Raw genomic sequence first — 18,530 nt, 5'->3', positions numbered from 1 at the left:
GGCCGCAGCAGGCGGAACACCGCTATGAGCCCGACAGCAATGCCCGGACCGAGGTAAGGAACGCATGCACAGCACCGACGACAGGCATCACGCCCGCACTGTGGAGGCCCACCGCGACGCCGTGCGGGAGCTGCTGGCGGGCCTCAGCGGTCCCGGCCGTACCGAACTGCTCCCGCTGCTGGCGGCCCTGGGACGAGGGCTGGCCGGGGATATCCCCGCTCCCGTGGACCTGCCGCCGTTCGCGAATTCCCAAATGGACGGCTTTGCCGTACGCAGCAGTGACATATCCGACGGCGGGACGCTCCTTGCGGTGGTGGCGCCCATCCCGGCCGGGGCCACCGCGGCCGCGCTTGAACCGGGCACGGCAGCCCCGATCATGACCGGAGCCATGATGCCTCCCGGAGCCGACGCCGTCGTGCCGATTGAGAAGGCCGTTCCCGATTCCTTCCCGGACCCCGGAACGGCAGCCACTGTCCGGCTGCCGGCAACACAGCCAGGCACCTATGTCCGCAACGCGGGCAGCGATATCCGTACGGGGGAGCTGGCCCTGGCCGGCGGATCCTTCCTGGGCCCGGGCCAGCTGGGGCTCCTGGCGGCCCTGGGCATCACGCAGGTCAAGGTGCACCGAAGGCTGAAAGTTCTGCTCGCCACCACGGGGGACGAAGTGGTGGAGCCCGGTAACCCGCTGGAACCGGGAAAGATCTACGACTCCAACGGCACGCTTCTCGAAGCAGCCATGAGCCAGGCCGGGGTGGACGTCCTTCGGGCGGCCATCTCGACAGACAACCCCGATGCACTTACGGCTATGTTGCGGGAGCACGCCCCGCAGGTGGACCTGATCGTGACCACGGGCGGCGTCAGCAAAGGCGCCTACGAAGTGGTCAGGCAGGCAGCTGCCGGACAGGACGTGGAATTCCTGCACGTGGCCATGCAGCCCGGCGGTCCCCAAGGGATCGGGCGGTTCGACGGCGTTCCGTTTGTTGGTTTTCCGGGTAACCCGGTCAGCTGCCTGGTTTCCTTCGAGATGTTCCTGCGGCCGGCGCTCAGTTCGCTGTTCGGGGCACCGGCGCCGCGGCCGGCCATCCGGGCCAGGCTCGCGGAGCCGGTGGAATCACCCGGGGGCAAGCACCAGCTCCGGCGCGGCACGCTCCTTCCGGACGGCAGGGTCCGGCTGGAGGGGGGAGCGGGCTCGCATCTCGTTCACGCCCTGGCCAGTTCCAACGCCCTGGTCCACGTCCCGGTGGGGACATCTGCGCTCGCCGCGGGCGCAGAAGTGGAAGTATGGACGCTGTGAATAAAGAAGACACTGCTGCCGGCCTGACGCATCTGCGCCGGGACGGGACAGCCCAGATGGTTGATGTTTCCGGCAAGGCCGAAACCACGCGGGAGGCTACAGCCACCGCCACGGTCCGCACCACCGCGGAGGTGCTCGCCCTCCTGGGCGCTGGGGACCTGCCGAAGGGCGATGCCTTGGCTGTTGCCCGCGTGGCGGGAATCATGGCGGCAAAGAAGACCCCCGAGCTCATCCCGTTGTGCCACCCGTTGCCCATCTCCAAAGTCACCGTCGACTTCGAACTGGGCCGCGACTCCGTCGCGGTGCTGGCGACCGTCAAGACCCGCGGCGTCACGGGCGTCGAAATGGAAGCGCTCACCGCCGCCTCGGTGGCGGCGCTGAGCGTGTACGACATGATCAAAGCAGTGGACAAGCACGCCGTGTTGACCGACATCAGGGTGCTGGCCAAAAGCGGCGGCAAGAGCGGGGACTGGACAGCATGAGCAGCTTTGGACAGCAGCCCGAACCGCACCGCCACGGAGAGGCCACCGGCCGGAAGGCCGGCGTCGTCATTGCCTCCAACCGGGCCGCGGCGGGCATCTACCGCGACGAAACAGGGCCGGTGATCACCGACTGGCTGACTGAGCACGGCTTCGAAACTTTCCCGGCCATGGTGGTGCCCGATGGCGAACCCGTAGGCGCAGCGCTGCGCGCCCTGCTGACGCAGCATCCCGCCGTGATCATCACCAGCGGCGGAACCGGGCTCAGCCCCGATGACCTGACCCCGGAGATGACGGTTCCCCTGCTGGACCGCGAGATTCCCGGGATCATGGAGGGCATCAGGCAGGCCGGCCTCGCCAAAACGCCCATGGCAATGCTGAGCCGCGGACACGCCGGTGCGGCCGGACGGACGTTCATTGTCAATCTTCCCGGATCACCCAAGGGCGTCATGGACGGCCTGAGCGTGCTCGATCCGGTGATCAGCCACCTTTGCGACCAATTGGAAGGCAGCCATGAGCACTAAGAAGGACATGGAGTCCGGATTCGAGATTGTGAACGCCGTGCTGAGCACCGAGCCCATCTCGGTGGCGCAGGCGATCGCTGCGGTGGAATCGGACACGGCGGGCGCCGTCGTCAGCTTCAGCGGCGTGGTCAGGAACCACGACGGCGGCAAGCAGGTTGAGCGGCTCAGCTACAGTGCGCATCCCACGGCCCATCAGGTGATGGCCGACGTCGTCGCCCGGCTGGTGGCCGAACATGCCGGTTCCGAACATGCCGCCTCCGGCGAAGAGCCGGTGCGGATCTGGGCCGCGCACCGGGTGGGCATGCTGGAAATCGGGGACCCCGCGCTGGTGTGCGCCGTGTCGGCGTCGCACCGCGGCCAGGCGTTCGAGGTGTGCTCGGAGCTCGTTGACCGGATCAAGGCTGAGGTGCCCATCTGGAAGGAACAGTTCTTCAGCGACGGGACCGTTGAATGGGTCGGGGCCGGGGCGTAAGGAAGTCCGGGGCCGGAGCGCAGTAACCTCCCGTCCCGGTTCATCCCGGCGGCCGGCCCGACGGTAGGGTTAAGTCCATGACCGAACAACTTGCCGTCGCCGTCCTGGGCGCAAACGGGCGCATGGGCGCCGAGGCCGTGAAAGCCGTTGAAGCGGCCCCCGACATGAAGCTGGTAGCGGCCCTCGGACGCGGTGATTCCCTGGATGAGCTGGTCACCGCCGGTGCCAGGATTGTGGTGGACCTGACGGTTCCCGAGAGCACCGAGGCGAACGTCCGTTTTGCCGTGGAACACGGCATGCACGCCGTCGTCGGCACCACCGGCTGGGATGCCGGCAGGCTCGGCGAACTTGAGGAACTGCTAGGCGGGAGCGCCGGCGTGGGCGTGCTCATTGCCCCGAACTTCGCGCTCGGTTCCGTGCTGGCGTCGGCCTTTGCCGCCAAGGCCGCCAAATACTTCGAATCGGTGGAAGTCATCGAGCTGCACCACCCGGACAAGGTGGACGCGCCCTCGGGCACCGCGGTCCGCACGGCACAGCTGATCGCGGCAGAACGCGCCGCCGCCGGAGTAGGCGCCAGCCCGGACGCCACCACCACCGAACTTGCCGGTGCCCGTGGCTGCGACGTGGACGGCGTCAGGGTCCACAGTGTTCGCCTCCGCGGCCTCGTGGCCCACCAGGAAGTCCTGCTCGGCGGACCGGGGGAGCAGCTGACACTCCGGCACGACTCCTTCGACCGTGCCTCCTTCATGCCGGGCGTGCTGCTGGGAGTGCGGAACGTTGCCGGCCACCCCGGGCTGACCGTGGGCCTGGACGGCTACCTGGACCTCGGAGTCTGACGGCTATGGGCAACGTCCTCGCCGGCCTGAAGAAGAACCGCACCAAAATCTGGGTCGGCGCGGTGACGCTCCTGCTGGTTTTCTACTTGGTGGTGTCCTTCCAGCGCTCCGTGCTGCTCATCACCGATCCCAACCCTGTGGCGAAGGCCATTGGCGCCGCCTATTTGATCCTGCCCGTCATCGGCGCCTGGGCGCTGGTACGCGAACTTATGTTTGGTGCCCGGACGGAACAGATGGCCAAGGTCCTCGAAGCGGAAGGCGGCCTGCCGGTCGACAACCTGCGGCGCACCCCCGCCGGACGGATCGTGCGGGAATCCGCGGACGCCGAGTTTGAAAAGTACCGGACAGAAGCAGAATCAGCGCCGGAGGACTGGCGCTCGTGGTTCCGGCTCAGCTGTGCCTACGACGCCGCCGGCGACCGCAAGCGCGCCCGGGCCTCCATGCGTGATGCCGTGAAGCTGTTCCGCGGGGGCGGCAGCCCCGCCTAGCGGACGCCCGACCGCTGGTAGCGGCCCACCTCGCTGGCTGCGTGGGCCACCCACTCCAGCGGCCCCCGCCAGTTGAGCACTGCGACTGACCCTCCGATGAGCACGGCGGTCAGCGCCTGGGCCGCATACACGCCTTCCTCAGTCCACCCGGCCGGCAGCGGCTGCAGGTACATGGCGGCCACCAGGCAAACATGCGCCGTGTACAGGCTGAGGGTCATGGCACCTGCACCCCGCAGCGGCAGCAACAGGTCCAGGGCGAGCCATTCGCCCAGCCTCCCCAGCAGCAGGCAGGCACCCACCACGGCGGCGGCCACGGCGGACGTATGGAGCAGGTCCAGCGTGGTGCCCGAGTGCGGCGCGCTGCTCGCAAGCCACCACCACGAGCCGGACTGCTCGATCCCCGCAAGATTCACCTGCAGGAGGCTGTCCAGCGGGTAACGGGGGTCCGCCAGCCGGGCCTGCAGCGCTTCCTTGCCGCCCCACGCATCCATCGCCAGCACGCCCAGCCATTTGGCCAGCACGGCCACCACGGTTCCGCCGGCCAGCAGCAGCACCTGGATGGTTGCCTTCGCCAGTGCCAGCCGGCCGATCACCAGCCCGATCAGCAGGTAGCTCAGCCATTGCAGGACGGGGTAGTAGCCGGTCAGGAAGATATCCCCGAGCAGGCGCCCGGGCGTGGCGAGGTCGTCCCAGTTGGGGTTGTGGCCCAGCTTGAGCGCCGGCGAAGGTGCCAGCAGCCACGGCCGCAGCAGGTAGGCCAGCAGCGGCGAACCCACCACCCAGCCGGCAGCCAGCGCGCAGAGCGGTTTGATGCTGAGTCCGATGAACGGAAGGACGCACAGGAACAACACCGCGTAGTGGACCAGGATCACCGCGACGTTCACTTCCAGGCCGCCCAGGAAAAGTCCGACGACGGCGATCACCAGGGCGCGGAGCGCAATTCCCCGGCGTGCGCCGCTCAGCTCCTGGCCTTGCAGCGGACGCTGCTTACCGGTGGACAGGGCCAGGCCGATCCCGGCCAGGACGGCAAAAAGTGCAGCCGCCCGTCCCGAGAAGGTCAGGCCGATCCAGGTGGGCGTCAACTGTGCGTCGGCTTCGAAGGTGGGAAGCAGGTGCGTGGCCATCATGCCGAGCAGCGCCAGTCCCCGGGCCGCGTCGATTCCGGTGAGTCTCGTCGTCTTAGTGGTGCCTGGGGCGGTCCGCGAGGGTGAAGCAGTGCCACGGGAGGTCATGAGCCGATGGTCTCATATCCGGCTGGAAGGCCCTTGTGTTCGAATATATGTTCGAATAGCATCGTTCCATGAACAATGCACCAGAACGTGGAACTGCTGCTTCGGGGCCGCTCCGGGCGATGAGCCCCGGCGTGGTCGATTTTCTCTTCAGGCAACTTGTGGCCGGAGAGCCCGCCGAGGATATCCAGTGGAGCAGTGAGGGCGTGGCCCTCTCGGCCCAGCCTCCCGGCGCGGAACTGGCGCGCAGGCTCTCCGAATGCGACCTTGAAGCCCTCACGCCCACGGAACTCTTCGACTACGTCCGCGCCGCCCAGCGGCTCGCCGCCTGGGCGGAGTCGCTCCGCCAGGATGCTGTAGGCCGCTACTGCGGCACCGGCCGCCCGGAACCGTCCCCAGGCCCGAAAAAGTGACGCCCTCCGGCGCGAATTTGACGATGATCACGCCGCCGCCATTGTCCTAACAAGCCGGGGACAAGGTAACGTTTTTCCTATGGCTGACACTTCCGCGAATATCCCTGCATTCGGTACCCTCCTGACCGCAATGGTCACGCCGTTTTTCGAAGACGGCAAAGTGGACTACCAGCAGGCGGCGGAACTGGCTGTCAAGCTTGTCGACGACGGCTGCGACGGCCTCGTCGTCACCGGAACCACGGGAGAAACGTCCACCCTCACCGACGAGGAGAACGTGGGCATGTTCCGTGCGGTCAAGGAAGCTGTCGGCGGCCGCGCCGCCATCATCGCCGGCACCGGAACGAATGACACCGCGCACTCCGTGCACCTTTCCCAGCAGGCAGCCGAGGTTGGCGTTGACGGACTGCTGCTCGTCACGCCGTACTACAACAAGCCCAGCCAGGCCGGCGTCCGCGCCCACTTTGAGACCATTGCCTCCGCCACCGACGTCCCCGTGATGCTCTACGACATCCCGGGCCGTTCCTCAATCCAAATTGCCCCGGACACGATGATCCGTCTCGCCGAGCACCCGAACATTGTTGCGGTCAAGGATGCCAAGGCCGATTTCGCCGCCGCGACGCGCGTGATGGCGCAGACTGACCTCCTGTTCTACTCCGGAGACGACGGACTGACCCTGCAGTGGATGGCGCTGGGCGCCGTCGGCCTCGTGGGCGTGACGACGCACGTTGCCACCCGCCGGTTCCGCGAGCTGATCGACGCCGTCAACGCGAACGACCTCGGCACCGCCCGGAAGATCAATTTTGAACTTGAACCTGTCGTCCGGGCCACGATGACCCGCGTGCAGGGGGCCGTTGCGGCCAAGCAGATTCTTAAATGGCAGGGAGTCCTGCCCAACTCGGTTGTCCGTTTGCCCCTCGTGGAGCCGGACGAAGCTGAGATCGCAATCATCCGCGAGGATTTGGCGGAAGCAGGAATGGTCTTTTCCTGATCGGCAAAGACCTCTCCTGCTTTCGCCCGGAAAGTAGTGCACTATGACCCAAACCGCCCTTCCCGGCCTTGTTACGCCGCCGAAACTGCCCAAGGACACCCTGCGGATCGTTCCGCTCGGTGGCCTCGGGGAGATCGGCCGCAACATGACCGTTTTCGAAATCGACGGCAAGCTGCTCATCGTTGACTGCGGCGTCCTCTTCCCGGAGGAGACCCAGCCCGGCGTCGACCTGATCCTGCCTGATTTCTCCTACATCGAGAACCGACTCAATGACATCGTCGCCGTCGTTCTGACGCACGGCCACGAGGACCACATCGGTGCCGTTCCGTACCTGCTGCGCCTGCGCGCCGACATTCCCCTGGTGGGCTCCCAGCTGACGCTGGCCCTGATCGAGGCGAAGCTGCAGGAGCACCGGATCAAGCCGATCACCCAGGTCGTCACCGAGGGACAGGTGCAGAAGTTCGGCCCGTTCGAATGCGAATTCGTGGCCGTCAACCACTCGATCCCTGACGCCCTGGCCGTGTTCCTCCGTACCTCCGGCGGCACCGTGCTGCACACCGGCGACTTCAAGATGGACCAGTTGCCCCTGGACGGCCGCATCACCGACCTCCGCCACTTCGCCAAGCTCGGCGAAGAAGGCGTGGACCTGTTCATGTCGGACTCCACCAACGCCGACGTGCCGGGCTTCACCACCGCCGAGAAGGAAATCGGTCCCACCCTGGACCGGCTCTTCGGCCAGGCCACGAAGCGACTGATCGTCGCGTCCTTCTCATCGCACGTGCACCGCGTTCAGCAGGTCCTGGACGCCGCGGCCAACCACAACCGCAAGGTTGCCTTCGTGGGCCGCTCGATGGTCCGCAACATGGCCATCGCCGAGAAGCTCGGCTACCTCGACGTACCCCCGGGCATCCTCGTCGACATCAAGAACATCGACAACCTCCCGGACAACCGTGTGGTGCTGATGTCCACCGGTTCCCAGGGCGAGCCGATGGCAGCCCTGTCCCGCATGGCCAATGGCGACCACCGCGTCGTCGTCGGCCAGGGCGACACCGTCATCCTCGCCTCGAGCCTGATCCCCGGCAACGAGAACGCCGTCTTCCGCATCATCAACGGCCTGCTCAAGCTCGGCGCCGATGTCATCCACAAGGGCAACGCAAAGGTCCACGTGTCCGGCCACGCGGCCGCCGGGGAACTGCTGTACTGCTACAACATCCTCGAACCGCTGAACGCCATGCCGGTCCACGGTGAGACGCGGCACCTGATTGCCAACGGCAAGATCGCCCTCGAGTCCGGCGTGCCGGACGAGAGCATCCTGCTCGCGGACAACGGCACCGTAATCGACCTCCGGGACCACCAGGCCGACGTCGTGGGCCAGGTCGAAGTCGGCTACGTCTATGTTGACGGCTCCAGCGTCGGTGAAGTCACGGAAGCTGACCTGAAGGACCGCCAGACCCTCGGCGATGAAGGCTTCATCTCGATCATCACCGTGATTCACCGCGCCACCGGCAAGGTGGTCTCCGGACCGGAAATCCACGCCCGCGGCGTGGCAGAAGACGATTCCGTCTTCGACGAAATCATTCCGAAGATCAACGCTGCGCTGGAAGAGGCCGTTCTCAACCACACGGACCACACCACGCACCAGCTGCAGCAGGTTGTCCGCCGCGTCGTGGGCACATGGGTGAACCGCAAGCTCCGCCGCAAGCCCATGATCATTCCGGTGGTGCTGGAAGCGTAAAGCGCCTGGGATGGTTGACGGGGCCCTCCCCACCGGAAAGTGTGCCTTCGGGCCGCAGTCCGCGGGGGAGGGCCCCGTCATTTAAGCCCCTTGGAGCCCGCCCCTCAACGCGCTGCACCTGCCGCCCTGTTCGCAACATGCATCGTGGAACGCCCCGGAAATCCGCGGTTTTTGGCTGGACTTCGGGTACCGTGGCGGGTATGGCGACACGTACCTCCTCCGCGCCTAGAGGCAACTCAAGCGGCAAAACAGGCAGCTCAGCGGGCAGGGGCTCCGGCTCCGCTGCGTCCAAATCCACCCGGGCCGGAGGAACGTCAGGCACCGCACGCACGCGTCAGATGGCCGCAGTCGAACCCCGGCAGCCCTGGCTTGTGCGGGTGGCGGCAGGCGCATGGCTGGGTATCGGGCACGTCGTCGGCGGCGGTGTCCGCCGGATCGGCCATGACGTCAGCGACCTCGCGCCCGAGGACCGCCGGGACGGCGCCGCACTCTTCAACCTCGCCCTGGGCGTGTTCGTCGCCACCTTCGCTTGGTGGGGCTTCAAGGGGTGGTTCCCCGACACAGTGTTCGCGATCGTCAACGGCACGTTCGGCTGGATGTCGCTGCTGCTGCCGCTCATGCTGTTCGTCTGTGCCTTCCGGCTGTTCCGCCAGCCTTCGGACGGACGGGGCAACAACAGGATCGGCATCGGTTTCCTCATCATGACCTTTGCCGGCTGCGGCCTGGCTCACGTGATTGGCGGCCAGCCCACAGTCACGGACGGCTTCGACGGACTGCGCCAGGCGGGCGGAATGCTCGGCTTCCTGGCCGCGTCGCCGCTGGCAGCGCTGCATACCGCGGTGCCTGTGGCAGTCTACGGCCTGCTCGCCTTCACCTCCCTCCTGATCGTGACCGCCACCCCCTTCGGCGCGATTCCCCGCCGGATCAGGGATGCCTATGAACACCTCATGGGCATCGACCTGCAGGAACCCGGCGACGGCCACGACCGCAGCTACCTCTACGAAAACTCCGCCCCGGCAGCGCCCAAGAAGAAGAGGCGCGGCCGGCTGTTCGGCAAAGACCAGGAAAATGATCCCCGCCTCGAAGGGTATGTGGGTGACGAAGCTTTCGAACATGCCGTCATCGACGACGACGAGGCCGCCGACAGCGCCGACGGCCCCAAGGCAGGCGGCAAAAGCCCCCGCCCGGCACCGGGCGTGCGCCGGCCCACCCAGGCCGAAATCGCCGTCGAGAAGATCAAGGCGGCCCAGGGGCTGGGCACCAGGGGGCCGGAGGCAAACGGCGAGAACGCCACCGAGGCCATCCCGCTGGTGACCCCCGGGATGGTGGCTGCCGGGTCGCTCAACCCCGCAGCCGCGGCCGGAGCCGGTGCTGCTGCCGCTGCGTCAGCCGCGCAGGTGCCCTCGCGCCCGGTGGCCCCCGCGCCGCCGCCCACGCCGATTCCGCAGCGTACGGAGCAGCTGTCGCTGGCAGGCGACGTCACGTACACCCTGCCGTCCTCCGACGTGCTGACCCCGGGGTCCATCCCGAAGGAGCGCACCGAGGCCAACGACGCCATCGTGGCCTCCCTGACGGAGACGCTGACCCAGTTCAACGTCGACGCCCAGGTGACCGGCTTCAGCCGCGGCCCTACCGTTACGCGTTACGAAATCGAGCTCTCGCCGGGCACCAAGGTGGAGCGCGTCACCGCCCTGTCAAAAAACATCTCGTACGCCGTCGCCTCCAGCGACGTCCGCATCCTCAGCCCCATCCCCGGCAAGTCCGCCATCGGCATCGAAATCCCGAACACGGACCGCGAGACGGTCTCCCTCGGCGACGTGCTCCGCAGCCAGAACGCCCGCCGCACCGACCACCCGATGGTGATGGGCGTCGGCAAGGACGTCGAGGGCGGCTACGTCGTGGCGAACCTGGCCAAGATGCCCCACCTGCTCGTGGCAGGTGCCACCGGCGCCGGTAAGTCGTCCTTCGTGAACTCCATGATCACCTCGATCCTGATGCGCGCCACGCCGGACGAAGTGCGGATGGTCATGGTGGACCCCAAGCGTGTGGAACTCACGGCGTATGAGGGCGTCCCGCACCTGATCACGCCCATCATCACCAACCCGAAGAAGGCCGCCGAAGCCCTCCAGTGGGTGGTCCGCGAGATGGACGCCCGCTACGACGACCTCGCCAACTACGGCTTCAAGCACATCGATGACTTCAACAAGGCGGTCCGGGCCGGCAAGGTCCACCCGCCGGTCGATTCCAAGCGTGTGATCCGCCCGTACCCGTACCTGCTGGTGATCGTGGACGAACTTGCCGACCTCATGATGGTGGCTCCGCGGGACGTCGAAGATTCCATCGTCCGCATCACCCAGCTGGCCCGTGCCGCCGGCATCCACCTGGTCCTGGCCACACAGCGGCCGTCGGTCGACGTCGTGACCGGCCTGATCAAGGCCAACGTCCCGTCCCGCATGGCGTTCGCCACCTCCTCCGTCACCGACTCCCGCGTGGTCCTGGACCAGCCCGGTGCGGAAAAGCTCATCGGCCAGGGTGACGCGCTCTTCCTTCCCATGGGCGCCTCCAAGGCGATGCGTGTGCAGGGCGCCTGGGTCACGGAATCCGAGATCCATAAGGTCGTCGAACACGTCAAGGGCCAACTCAAGGCTGTCTACCGCGATGACGTTGCCCCCGAGGCGGAGAAGAAGCAGATCGACGACGACATCGGGGACGACCTCGAAGTCCTGCTCCAGGCCACCGAACTCGTGGTCACCACCCAGTTCGGCTCCACGTCAATGCTGCAGCGGAAGCTGCGCGTCGGCTTCGCGAAGGCCGGCCGGCTCATGGACCTGCTCGAATCCAGGGGAGTGGTAGGCCCCTCCGAGGGCTCCAAGGCCCGCGACGTGCTGGTGAAGCCCGACGACCTTGCGGCAGTCCTCGCCGCCATGAAGGGCCAGGAGGCTCCGTCCGCGCCGGATTCCCAGACCGCGGCGCTGAGCGACAACGCCAACGCGAACATCGCCCAGGGCGGTTACGCCGAGGACCTTGTGGCAGCGGACCTGGACAACCGGACCCAGAACGTCGAGTACTATGACGGCGCCGACGGCAACTCCGGCGACGACGAAGACGGCTCCGAGGACGCCTGGTCGCTCACCGGACGGTAGCCTAGGAGAGTGACTAGCACTGAAGCCAACAGCTCAGGCTCCGCCTCCGGGATCTGGAACCTTCCGAACATCCTGACGATGCTGCGGATTGTCCTGGTGCCGTTCTTCGTCTGGTTCCTCATCGCGGACGCGCCGGGGCTGGATGCGCTGAACGGTCTCTGGCGGTGGGCTGCGGCCCTCACGTTCGCGGTGGCCATCTACACGGACAAACTCGACGGCGACATCGCCCGCAGCAGGGGACTGATCACCGATTTCGGAAAGATCGCCGATCCGATCGCAGACAAACTGCTCACGGGCTCCGCGCTCGTGATGCTGTCCCTCCTGAACGAACTGCCGTGGTGGATCACTGTTCTGATCCTGGCCCGCGAATGGGGTATTACGGCACTGCGGTTCTTCGTGATCCGATACGGCGTCATCCCTGCGTCCCGGGGCGGCAAGCTGAAGACTGTGGTTCAGACGGTCGCGATCCTGCTGTACGTGGTTCCGCTCGCCTCCCTGGCCCCGTGGCTCGGTGTGGTGTCCTTCCTGGTGATGCTGGCCGCTGTGGCGATCACCGTGTGGACCGGCGGACAATATGTCGTAGAAGCGCTGAAGCTGCGGGCCAACGGCCGGCGCGCAGCCAGCCGGCCCGTCCAGGGAGAACTGCCATGAGCAATCTGCACCGCATCGCTGAACAGGCCGTGACGGGCGCCATCTCGCGGAGCCTGACGGTGGCCACCGCCGAATCGCTGACTGCGGGCATGGTGGCCGCGGTACTCGCAGACACCCCCGGCGCCTCGGGCATGCTCCAGGGCGGGGTGGTTTCCTACCAGAATTCAGTCAAGGCAGGCGTCCTGGGCGTCCCGCAAGAGCTGCTCGACGCCGTCGGATCCGTAGAGGGAGCTGTTGCGGAAGCGATGGCAGAGGGGGCCCGGCGGGTCCTCGGAGCAGACATCGGGGTATCCACCACCGGTGTTGCCGGCCCGGAACCGCACGGCGGGAAAGCAGTGGGCACGGTCTTCGTCGGTGTCGCCACCGCGGAGGGCACGACGTCGTTCGGTTATGTTTTCGAGGGGAATCGCGCCGACATCCGCGGCCAGGCGTGCGCGGCTGCTTTGGAGCGGCTGCTTGAGGCCCTATCTTCCGGGGCTTACCCGGCGTAAAGTTGCCGGGAACAAAATTTGATTCCTAATAGTTGTTACATTGTGTCGCTTCCGAATGACGGTGGCGCCTAGGATGAATAAATAATTACGGTTCGCCGGATGAAGGCGGACCTTAACGTACGAGGGAGCAAGGCGATACAGATGGTAAAGCAGCCCGTATCCGTGAACGGCGTTGTCCGCTGGAAGGATGTGGGCCTCGCCGATCAGGCAAAGAGCGAACAGAAGGAGCGCAAGATGGTAGTACTTCGTCACGAAATCGGTGATGTTCTGCGCGACGTTCGCCAGCGTCAAGGCCGAACCCTCCGCGAAGTGTCACACAGTGCCCGGGTTTCCCTGGGGTATCTCAGTGAAGTGGAGCGCGGCCAGAAGGAAGCCTCTTCGGAGCTGCTGTCTTCGATCTGCTCGGCCCTGGACGTCCCGCTGTCCAGCATGCTCCGCGAAGTCAGCGACCGCGTTGCCGTCGCTGAAGGTGTTGCTGTTCCGGACACCGTTCCGCAGGAATTCTCGCAGCGTTACGGCCGCGACCTTGACCGCGAACTCAATACTGACCTGTCTGACGAACTGGCCAAGGGACTGCTCTCGGGCGCCCGCTGACCCGCAACCGCTCAGAACCTGGACTTTAGTCCCTGACACGAAGGCCGCCGGCTGTGCCGGCGGCCTTCGTTGTCTATTCCGCGGCGGCTATTTCGGCTCGTCCTTCGGGAAGCCGTCCCGTTCATAGGTCGCGTTGAGCTTGGCCATGTAAGCGGCGAGCGTCTGCAGCTCCTCCACCGGCCATTCCCCCAGCCGCTCGCGGAAAACCTCGCGGCGGGCATCCTGCACCTGGTGCATCTTCTCTTCGCCCTTGGGCGTCAGCCGGATGGTCTGGGCGCGGCCGTCGAGGGGGTCCGCTTCCTTGGAAACCAAGCCGATGCTCTCAAGGAACGCGATCTGGCGGCTGACCGAGGGCTTGCCCACGCCGATGCACGAAGCGAGTTCGGTGAGCCTGATGGGACCCTCGCGGCGGATAACGGTGAGAAGGCCATAGGCCGCCGGTTCCATGTCCGGGTGGACCTGCCGGGACAGCTGCTGGGAGATGGAGCGGCCACGGCGCCAGAACAGGCTGATCTGGTGCTCCACGGTTCGCAGGGCATCATCGACGCTGTTTTCGGTGGCCCCGGAGGCATCGGGTTCCACGGCTGGGTTGCTCATGGCAACCATTCTATTGGCCGCAGGCGTGAGAGACTTTATCCGTGCGAATCAGCGACTTTTGGCGGCTCATGGACGATGAGTTCGGGGCGGGGTACTCTCGCGTCCTCAGCAGTTCCCTGGTGCTGGCGGGTGTCGGAGGCCGGACCGCCGACCAGGCGCTGGCGGCCGGCATCCCCCCGCGCCAGGTCTGGCTGGCGATGTGCGACGTCCAGGACGTCCCGGCTGACCGCCGGCTGGGCAGGGACATCAAGCCGTCCCGGAACTGACGCCACCGGCCTGACACGCCGCAGGATTGTTCGAATATCTGTTCGGGTCGGGCTATGCTTTTTTCAGACCGTTGTCCACATACGCAATGTCATCCGGCAATAATGTCGGTCGGTGCCGTTAGCGTCGGTGATGACAGATAAAGGGCCGCTCAGGCCACTCCACAGCGAGAAAACTAGAGGTGTGAACCATGGCGGCAGCCCCGGATCGTCAGAAGGCGCTCGACGCAGCGCTGGCCCAGATCGACAAGCAGTTCGGCAAAGGCTCCGTCATGCGGCTGGGCGACGAAGTACGAGCTCCCATCGAAGTGATCCCCACCGGCTCCATTGCCTTGGACGTTGCCCTTGGAATTGGCGGCCTGCCGCGCGGGCGTGTGGTGGAGATCTACGGCCCGGAATCGTCAGGTAAGACCACCGTGGCCCTGCATGCCGTGGCGAATGCCCAGCGCCAGGGCGGCATTGCCGCCTTCATCGACGCCGAGCACGCCCTCGATCCGGAATACGCCGCGAAGCTGGGTGTCGATACCGACGCGCTGCTGGTATCCCAGCCGGACACCGGTGAGCAGGCCCTGGAAATCATGGACATGCTGATCGGCTCGGGCTCCCTCGATGTCATCGTCATCGACTCCGTGGCAGCACTGGTGCCCCGCGCGGAAATCGAAGGTGACATGGGCGACAGCCACGTTGGCCTGCAGGCCCGCCTGATGAGCCAGGCGCTCCGTAAGATCACCGGACGCTTGAGCCAGACCAAGACCACCGCCATCTTCATCAACCAGCTGCGCGAGAAGATCGGTGTCTTCTTCGGATCGCCCGAGACCACCACCGGCGGTAAGGCACTGAAGTTCTACGCCTCCATCCGCATCGACGTCCGCCGCATCCAGACGCTGAAGGAAGGCGCCGATTCGGTGGGCAACCGCACCAAGGCGAAAATCGTCAAGAACAAGATGGCCCCGCCCTTCAAAATCGCCGAGTTCGACATCATCTACGGCCAGGGCATCTCCCGCGAGGGCGGCATCATCGACATGGGCGTTGAGCACGGCCTGATCAAGAAATCCGGTTCATGGTTCACCTACGACGGCGACCAGCTGGGCCAGGGCATGGAAAACTCCCGGCGCTTCCTGCGGGACAACCCGGAGCTTGCCGCGGAACTGGAGCGCCTCATCAAGGAGAAGCTGGGCGTCGGCGTCAAGCCGGCCGCGGCCGAAACTGAAGAGTCGCCGAAGCTCAAGGCCGTTGACGGTTTCTAGGGGAACCCGGCGGGGCGGTCCGGGTTCGGAGGCTGAACAGGATGCCGAACCGGATCCGGCCGCGGTGGCCCGGGCCATCGTGCTGCGGCAGCTGACCAGCTCGCCCAAGAGCAGGCTGCAGCTGTCCCGCAAGCTTGCCGAGCGCAACGTCCCGGAGGATGTGGCGGAAGCCGTCCTCGACCGTTTCGAGGAAGTCCGGCTCGTCGATGACGCGGAGTTCGCGGATATGTGGGTCCGGAGCAGGTCCCAGACCCGGAAGCTCGCGAAGGGAGCGTTACGGCGCGAGCTGGCGGACAAAGGTATTGACGCCGACATCGCGGCACGCGCCCTGGAGCAGCTCAGCGACGACGCGGAAGAGTCCGCTGCGCGGGAACTCGTCGAACGCAAACTGAAGGGCGGGGTTCACCTCGCGGACCGGGCTGAGCGGGACAAGGTGACGCGTCGGCTGGCATCGATGCTGGCGCGGAAGGGATACCAGCCTTCACAGGCCTTCCGGATCGTAGGCGAGGTACTCGAGTCCGCGGCGGCGGACCCGGACGGTGAGCGGGCGGCCACGGAATTCCTGTGAACCGGTACCCTTAACAGGTGAGTTTGACCATTCCCTCCCCAGCGTCCGGCACCAGCCCCTCCGCCAGCATCGATGCAGCACCTGAGGCAGCCCCGCCGCGCACCTATCAGGTGCGCACCTTCGGCTGCCAGATGAACGTGCACGACTCAGAACGGATGGCCGGCATGCTGGAAGGCGCCGGTTATGTGCCTGCGTCCGGCGACCACGCGGATGTCGTGGTGTTCAACACGTGCGCGGTCCGGGAAAACGCTGATAACAAGCTCTACGGCAATCTCGGGATGCTGGCGCCGGTCAAGGCAGCGAACCCGGGCATGCAGATAGCGGTGGGCGGTTGCCTGGCCCAGAAGGACCGGGAAACGATCCTGAAGAAGGCCCCGTGGGTTGATGCGGTGTTTGGTACCCACAACGTCGGTGCCCTGCCCGCGCTGTTGGACCGCGCCCGGCACAACAATGAAGCGCAGCTCGAGATCCTTGAGTCACTGGACGTTTTCCCGTCCACGCTTCCCACCAAGCGGGACTCGGTGTACTCGGGCTGGGTGTCCATTTCCGTGGGGTGCAACAACACCTGCACGTTCTGCATCGTGCCTGCGCTGCGCGGCAAGGAAAAGGACCGCCGCCCGGGCGACATTCTCGCCGAGATCCAGGCGCTGGTGGATGACGGCGCGATCGAAGTCACGCTCCTGGGCCAGAACGTAAATTCCTACGGTGTGGAGTTCGGCGACCGCCAGGCTTTCTCCAAACTGCTCCGCGCCTGCGGCGAAATAGAAGGGCTGGAACGCGTCAGGTTCACCAGCCCGCACCCCGCGGCGTTCACTGACGACGTCATTGACGCCATGGCCGAAACCCCGAACGTCATGCCGCAGCTCCACATGCCGCTGCAGTCAGGCTCGGACAAAGTACTCAAGGACATGAAGCGGTCCTACCGTTCCACCAAGTTCCTCGGCATTTTGGACAAAGTCCGGGAACGGATTCCGCATGCAGCCATCTCCACCGACATCATTGTGGGCTTCCCCGGCGAAACCGAAGAGGACTTCCAGGCCACCCTGGACGTCGTCGAGAAATCCCGTTTTGCCACGGCCTTCACGTTCCAGTACTCCAAGCGTCCCGGCACTCCTGCTGCCGACCTGCCGGACCAGCTCCCGAAGGCCGTGGTGCAGGAGCGCTTTGAGCGATTGACCGCCCTGCAGGACCGGATCGCTGCCGAGGAAAATGCCCGCCAGCTGGGCCGCCGCGTGGAAGTCATGGTCACCGCGCAGTCCGGCCGCAAGGCAGAAGAAACCCACCGGTTGTCCGGCCGGTCGCAGGACCAGCGGCTGGTGCACTTCTCGGTCCCTGAGGGCTCAGAGAAGCCCCGGCCCGGTGACCTCGTGACCGTCACCATCACTGAAGCCGCAGCCTTCCACCTGGTGGCCGATCCGGCGACGGCGGCAGACTACACGCTGCGCCGCTCCCGTGCCGGCGACGCCTGGGACAGGTCCCAGGCGGACTCCTGCGGTGCCCCGCTGCCCGGCAGCGGTTCCGGCACGAACGGCAGCAAGGGTGGGGTGTCCTTGGGCATGCCGGCTCTTCCCGTCCGACGCAGCTAGGCGATGGTCAACACGCCGCCTGCCGTCATCGCAGTGGTCGGCCCCACCGGGTCTGGGAAGTCGGACCTCGCAGTCGCATTGGCGCTGGAACTTGGCGGTGAAGTCATCAACGCAGACGCCATGCAGTTCTACCGCGGCATGGACATCGGGACCGCCAAGATCACTGCCGAGGAACGCAGGGGAGTCCCGCACCACCTGCTGGATACGCTCGACATCACCGAAGAAGCCAGCGTTTCGGACTTCCAGCGCGAGGCCAGGGCCGCCATCGCCGAGATCCACGGGCGCGGCAAGCGGGCCATCCTGGCCGGGGGCTCCGGCCTTTATGTCCGGGCCGCACTGGACGTGCTCGAGTTCCCGGGGACCGATCCGGCCGTCCGGCGCCGACTGGAAGCCGAGCTCGACGACGCCGGCCTCGCGCCGCTGCGCGCCCGGCTCGAAGCGGTCGACCCCGTTTCCGCCGCCCGCCTGGGCGACGCCCGCAGGGTGGTCCGTGCCCTGGAGGTCTTCGAGCTGACGGGGCGTCCTTTCAGTTCCTTCATGCCGGTGCGGGAGTACTTCCAGCCAGCGGTACAGATCGGACTCGACGTCGACAGGGAACTCCTGAAGGACAGACTGGCGCGCCGTGTCCACGGCATGGTGGCCAACGGACTGCAGGCTGAGGTGCAGCGGTTGGACGCTGCAGGGCTGCGGAACGGCAAGACCGCAGCGCGAGCACTGGGCTATTCCCAGTTCCTGAAGGTTCTCGACGGTGAGTGGGATGCCGGCCAAGCCACGGAAGACACAATCGTGGCCACCCGGAAATTCGCCCGCAGGCAGCTCACCTGGTTCAGGGCGGATCCCCGCATCACCTGGCTCGACTGGCAGGACCCGGACCTGGTGGCCAAGGCGGCAGCCGTCTGCCGCTGAGCCGCGCCCTGGTGTGCCTGCGGGTG

The 18,530-nt window shown here is 66.3% G+C and carries 20 protein-coding genes; 18 read left to right on the top strand and 2 right to left on the bottom strand.

Annotation, left to right across the window (positions count from 1 at the left end; all coding sequences use genetic code 11):
- The first annotated feature begins 64 nt into the window (after positions 1-64).
- The 6 genes from glp (at position 65) to RW112_RS20595 (ending at position 4,093) form a co-directional block, all read left to right on the top strand.
- On the top strand, positions 65-1,294 hold the full coding sequence (gene glp, locus RW112_RS20620; RefSeq protein ID WP_317783544.1) for a gephyrin-like molybdotransferase Glp: 1,230 nt from the start codon (positions 65-67) through the stop codon (positions 1,292-1,294).
- On the top strand, positions 1,282-1,776 hold the full coding sequence (moaC, locus tag RW112_RS20615; RefSeq protein WP_317783543.1) for a cyclic pyranopterin monophosphate synthase MoaC: 495 nt from the start codon (positions 1,282-1,284) through the stop codon (positions 1,774-1,776). Before glp ends, moaC begins: the two co-directional genes overlap by 13 nt.
- Positions 1,773-2,297, top strand: coding sequence for a MogA/MoaB family molybdenum cofactor biosynthesis protein (locus RW112_RS20610; RefSeq protein WP_317783542.1), 525 nt, complete (start codon positions 1,773-1,775; stop codon positions 2,295-2,297). Before moaC ends, RW112_RS20610 begins: the two co-directional genes overlap by 4 nt.
- Positions 2,287-2,769 carry a molybdenum cofactor biosynthesis protein MoaE gene (locus RW112_RS20605; protein WP_317783541.1) on the top strand — a complete coding sequence of 161 codons (483 nt, stop codon included), beginning with the start codon at positions 2,287-2,289 and terminating at the stop codon, positions 2,767-2,769. Before RW112_RS20610 ends, RW112_RS20605 begins: the two co-directional genes overlap by 11 nt.
- A gap of 77 nt (positions 2,770-2,846) precedes the next feature.
- On the top strand, positions 2,847-3,605 hold the full coding sequence (gene dapB / locus RW112_RS20600) for a 4-hydroxy-tetrahydrodipicolinate reductase (RefSeq protein WP_317783540.1): 759 nt from the start codon (positions 2,847-2,849) through the stop codon (positions 3,603-3,605).
- Positions 3,606-3,610: 5 nt separating this feature from the next.
- A complete protein-coding gene (locus RW112_RS20595) occupies positions 3,611-4,093 on the top strand; it encodes a hypothetical protein (protein WP_317783539.1) in 483 nt (160 codons plus the stop codon).
- Here the strand turns inward: RW112_RS20595 and RW112_RS20590 are convergent.
- Entirely contained in the window at positions 4,090-5,325 is a 1,236-nt protein-coding gene (locus tag RW112_RS20590; protein ID WP_317783538.1) for a heparan-alpha-glucosaminide N-acetyltransferase domain-containing protein, read from the bottom strand. The genes RW112_RS20595 and RW112_RS20590 overlap by 4 nt on opposite strands.
- Before the next feature lie 68 nt (positions 5,326-5,393).
- On the opposite strand from RW112_RS20590, the gene RW112_RS20585 reads away from it, so the two are divergent.
- The 7 genes from RW112_RS20585 to RW112_RS20555 all read left to right on the top strand — a co-directional run bounded on the left by RW112_RS20585 (position 5,394) and on the right by RW112_RS20555 (position 13,337).
- Positions 5,394-5,735 carry a hypothetical protein gene (locus tag RW112_RS20585; protein WP_317783537.1) on the top strand — a complete coding sequence of 114 codons (342 nt, stop codon included), beginning with the start codon at positions 5,394-5,396 and terminating at the stop codon, positions 5,733-5,735.
- Between the two features lie 79 nt (positions 5,736-5,814).
- Complete coding sequence (dapA, locus tag RW112_RS20580; RefSeq protein ID WP_317783536.1) at positions 5,815-6,723, top strand: 4-hydroxy-tetrahydrodipicolinate synthase; 909 nt, start codon at positions 5,815-5,817, stop codon at positions 6,721-6,723.
- Between the two features lie 43 nt (positions 6,724-6,766).
- Positions 6,767-8,458 (top strand): ribonuclease J, encoded by a 1,692-nt coding sequence (locus RW112_RS20575; RefSeq protein ID WP_317783535.1) that lies wholly within the window; start codon positions 6,767-6,769, stop codon positions 8,456-8,458.
- Positions 8,459-8,658: 200 nt separating this feature from the next.
- Positions 8,659-11,601, top strand: coding sequence for an FtsK/SpoIIIE family DNA translocase (locus RW112_RS20570; RefSeq protein WP_317783534.1), 2,943 nt, complete (start codon positions 8,659-8,661; stop codon positions 11,599-11,601).
- Positions 11,602-11,610: 9 nt separating this feature from the next.
- Positions 11,611-12,252, top strand: a complete 642-nt coding sequence (gene pgsA, locus RW112_RS20565; RefSeq protein ID WP_317783533.1) for a CDP-diacylglycerol--glycerol-3-phosphate 3-phosphatidyltransferase — start codon at positions 11,611-11,613, stop codon at positions 12,250-12,252.
- On the top strand, positions 12,249-12,743 hold the full coding sequence (locus tag RW112_RS20560; RefSeq protein ID WP_317783532.1) for a CinA family protein: 495 nt from the start codon (positions 12,249-12,251) through the stop codon (positions 12,741-12,743). Before pgsA ends, RW112_RS20560 begins: the two co-directional genes overlap by 4 nt.
- A gap of 141 nt (positions 12,744-12,884) precedes the next feature.
- On the top strand, positions 12,885-13,337 hold the full coding sequence (locus RW112_RS20555; RefSeq protein ID WP_055798349.1) for a helix-turn-helix domain-containing protein: 453 nt from the start codon (positions 12,885-12,887) through the stop codon (positions 13,335-13,337).
- Positions 13,338-13,424: 87 nt separating this feature from the next.
- On the opposite strand, the gene RW112_RS20550 is transcribed toward RW112_RS20555, so the two are convergent.
- A complete protein-coding gene (locus RW112_RS20550; protein WP_317783531.1) occupies positions 13,425-13,934 on the bottom strand; it encodes a MarR family winged helix-turn-helix transcriptional regulator in 510 nt (169 codons plus the stop codon).
- A gap of 41 nt (positions 13,935-13,975) precedes the next feature.
- Here RW112_RS20550 and RW112_RS20545 point away from each other — a divergent pair, with 41 nt between their 5' ends.
- From RW112_RS20545 to miaA, 5 genes are all read left to right on the top strand, one after another.
- Positions 13,976-14,200, top strand: coding sequence for a DUF3046 domain-containing protein (locus tag RW112_RS20545; protein WP_305940412.1), 225 nt, complete (start codon positions 13,976-13,978; stop codon positions 14,198-14,200).
- A 188-nt stretch (positions 14,201-14,388) separates the two neighbouring features.
- Positions 14,389-15,444 (top strand): recombinase RecA, encoded by a 1,056-nt coding sequence (recA, locus tag RW112_RS20540; protein ID WP_043480159.1) that lies wholly within the window; start codon positions 14,389-14,391, stop codon positions 15,442-15,444.
- A 64-nt stretch (positions 15,445-15,508) separates the two neighbouring features.
- Positions 15,509-16,012: a regulatory protein RecX gene (locus tag RW112_RS20535; RefSeq protein WP_317783561.1), complete on the top strand. Its 504-nt coding sequence runs from the start codon at positions 15,509-15,511 to the stop codon at positions 16,010-16,012.
- Between the two features lie 17 nt (positions 16,013-16,029).
- Positions 16,030-17,598, top strand: coding sequence for a tRNA (N6-isopentenyl adenosine(37)-C2)-methylthiotransferase MiaB (gene miaB / locus RW112_RS20530; RefSeq protein WP_317783530.1), 1,569 nt, complete (start codon positions 16,030-16,032; stop codon positions 17,596-17,598).
- A 3-nt stretch (positions 17,599-17,601) separates the two neighbouring features.
- On the top strand, positions 17,602-18,504 hold the full coding sequence (miaA, locus tag RW112_RS20525) for a tRNA (adenosine(37)-N6)-dimethylallyltransferase MiaA (RefSeq protein WP_317783529.1): 903 nt from the start codon (positions 17,602-17,604) through the stop codon (positions 18,502-18,504).
- Positions 18,505-18,530 lie beyond the last annotated feature (26 nt).

The organism is Arthrobacter sp. B10-11 (assembly GCF_033142195.1).
Lineage (GTDB): Bacteria > Actinomycetota > Actinomycetes > Actinomycetales > Micrococcaceae > Arthrobacter > Arthrobacter oryzae_C.
The sequence above is the reverse complement of the archived record's forward strand: the minus strand, read 5'-3'. Positions and strand labels throughout refer to the sequence as shown.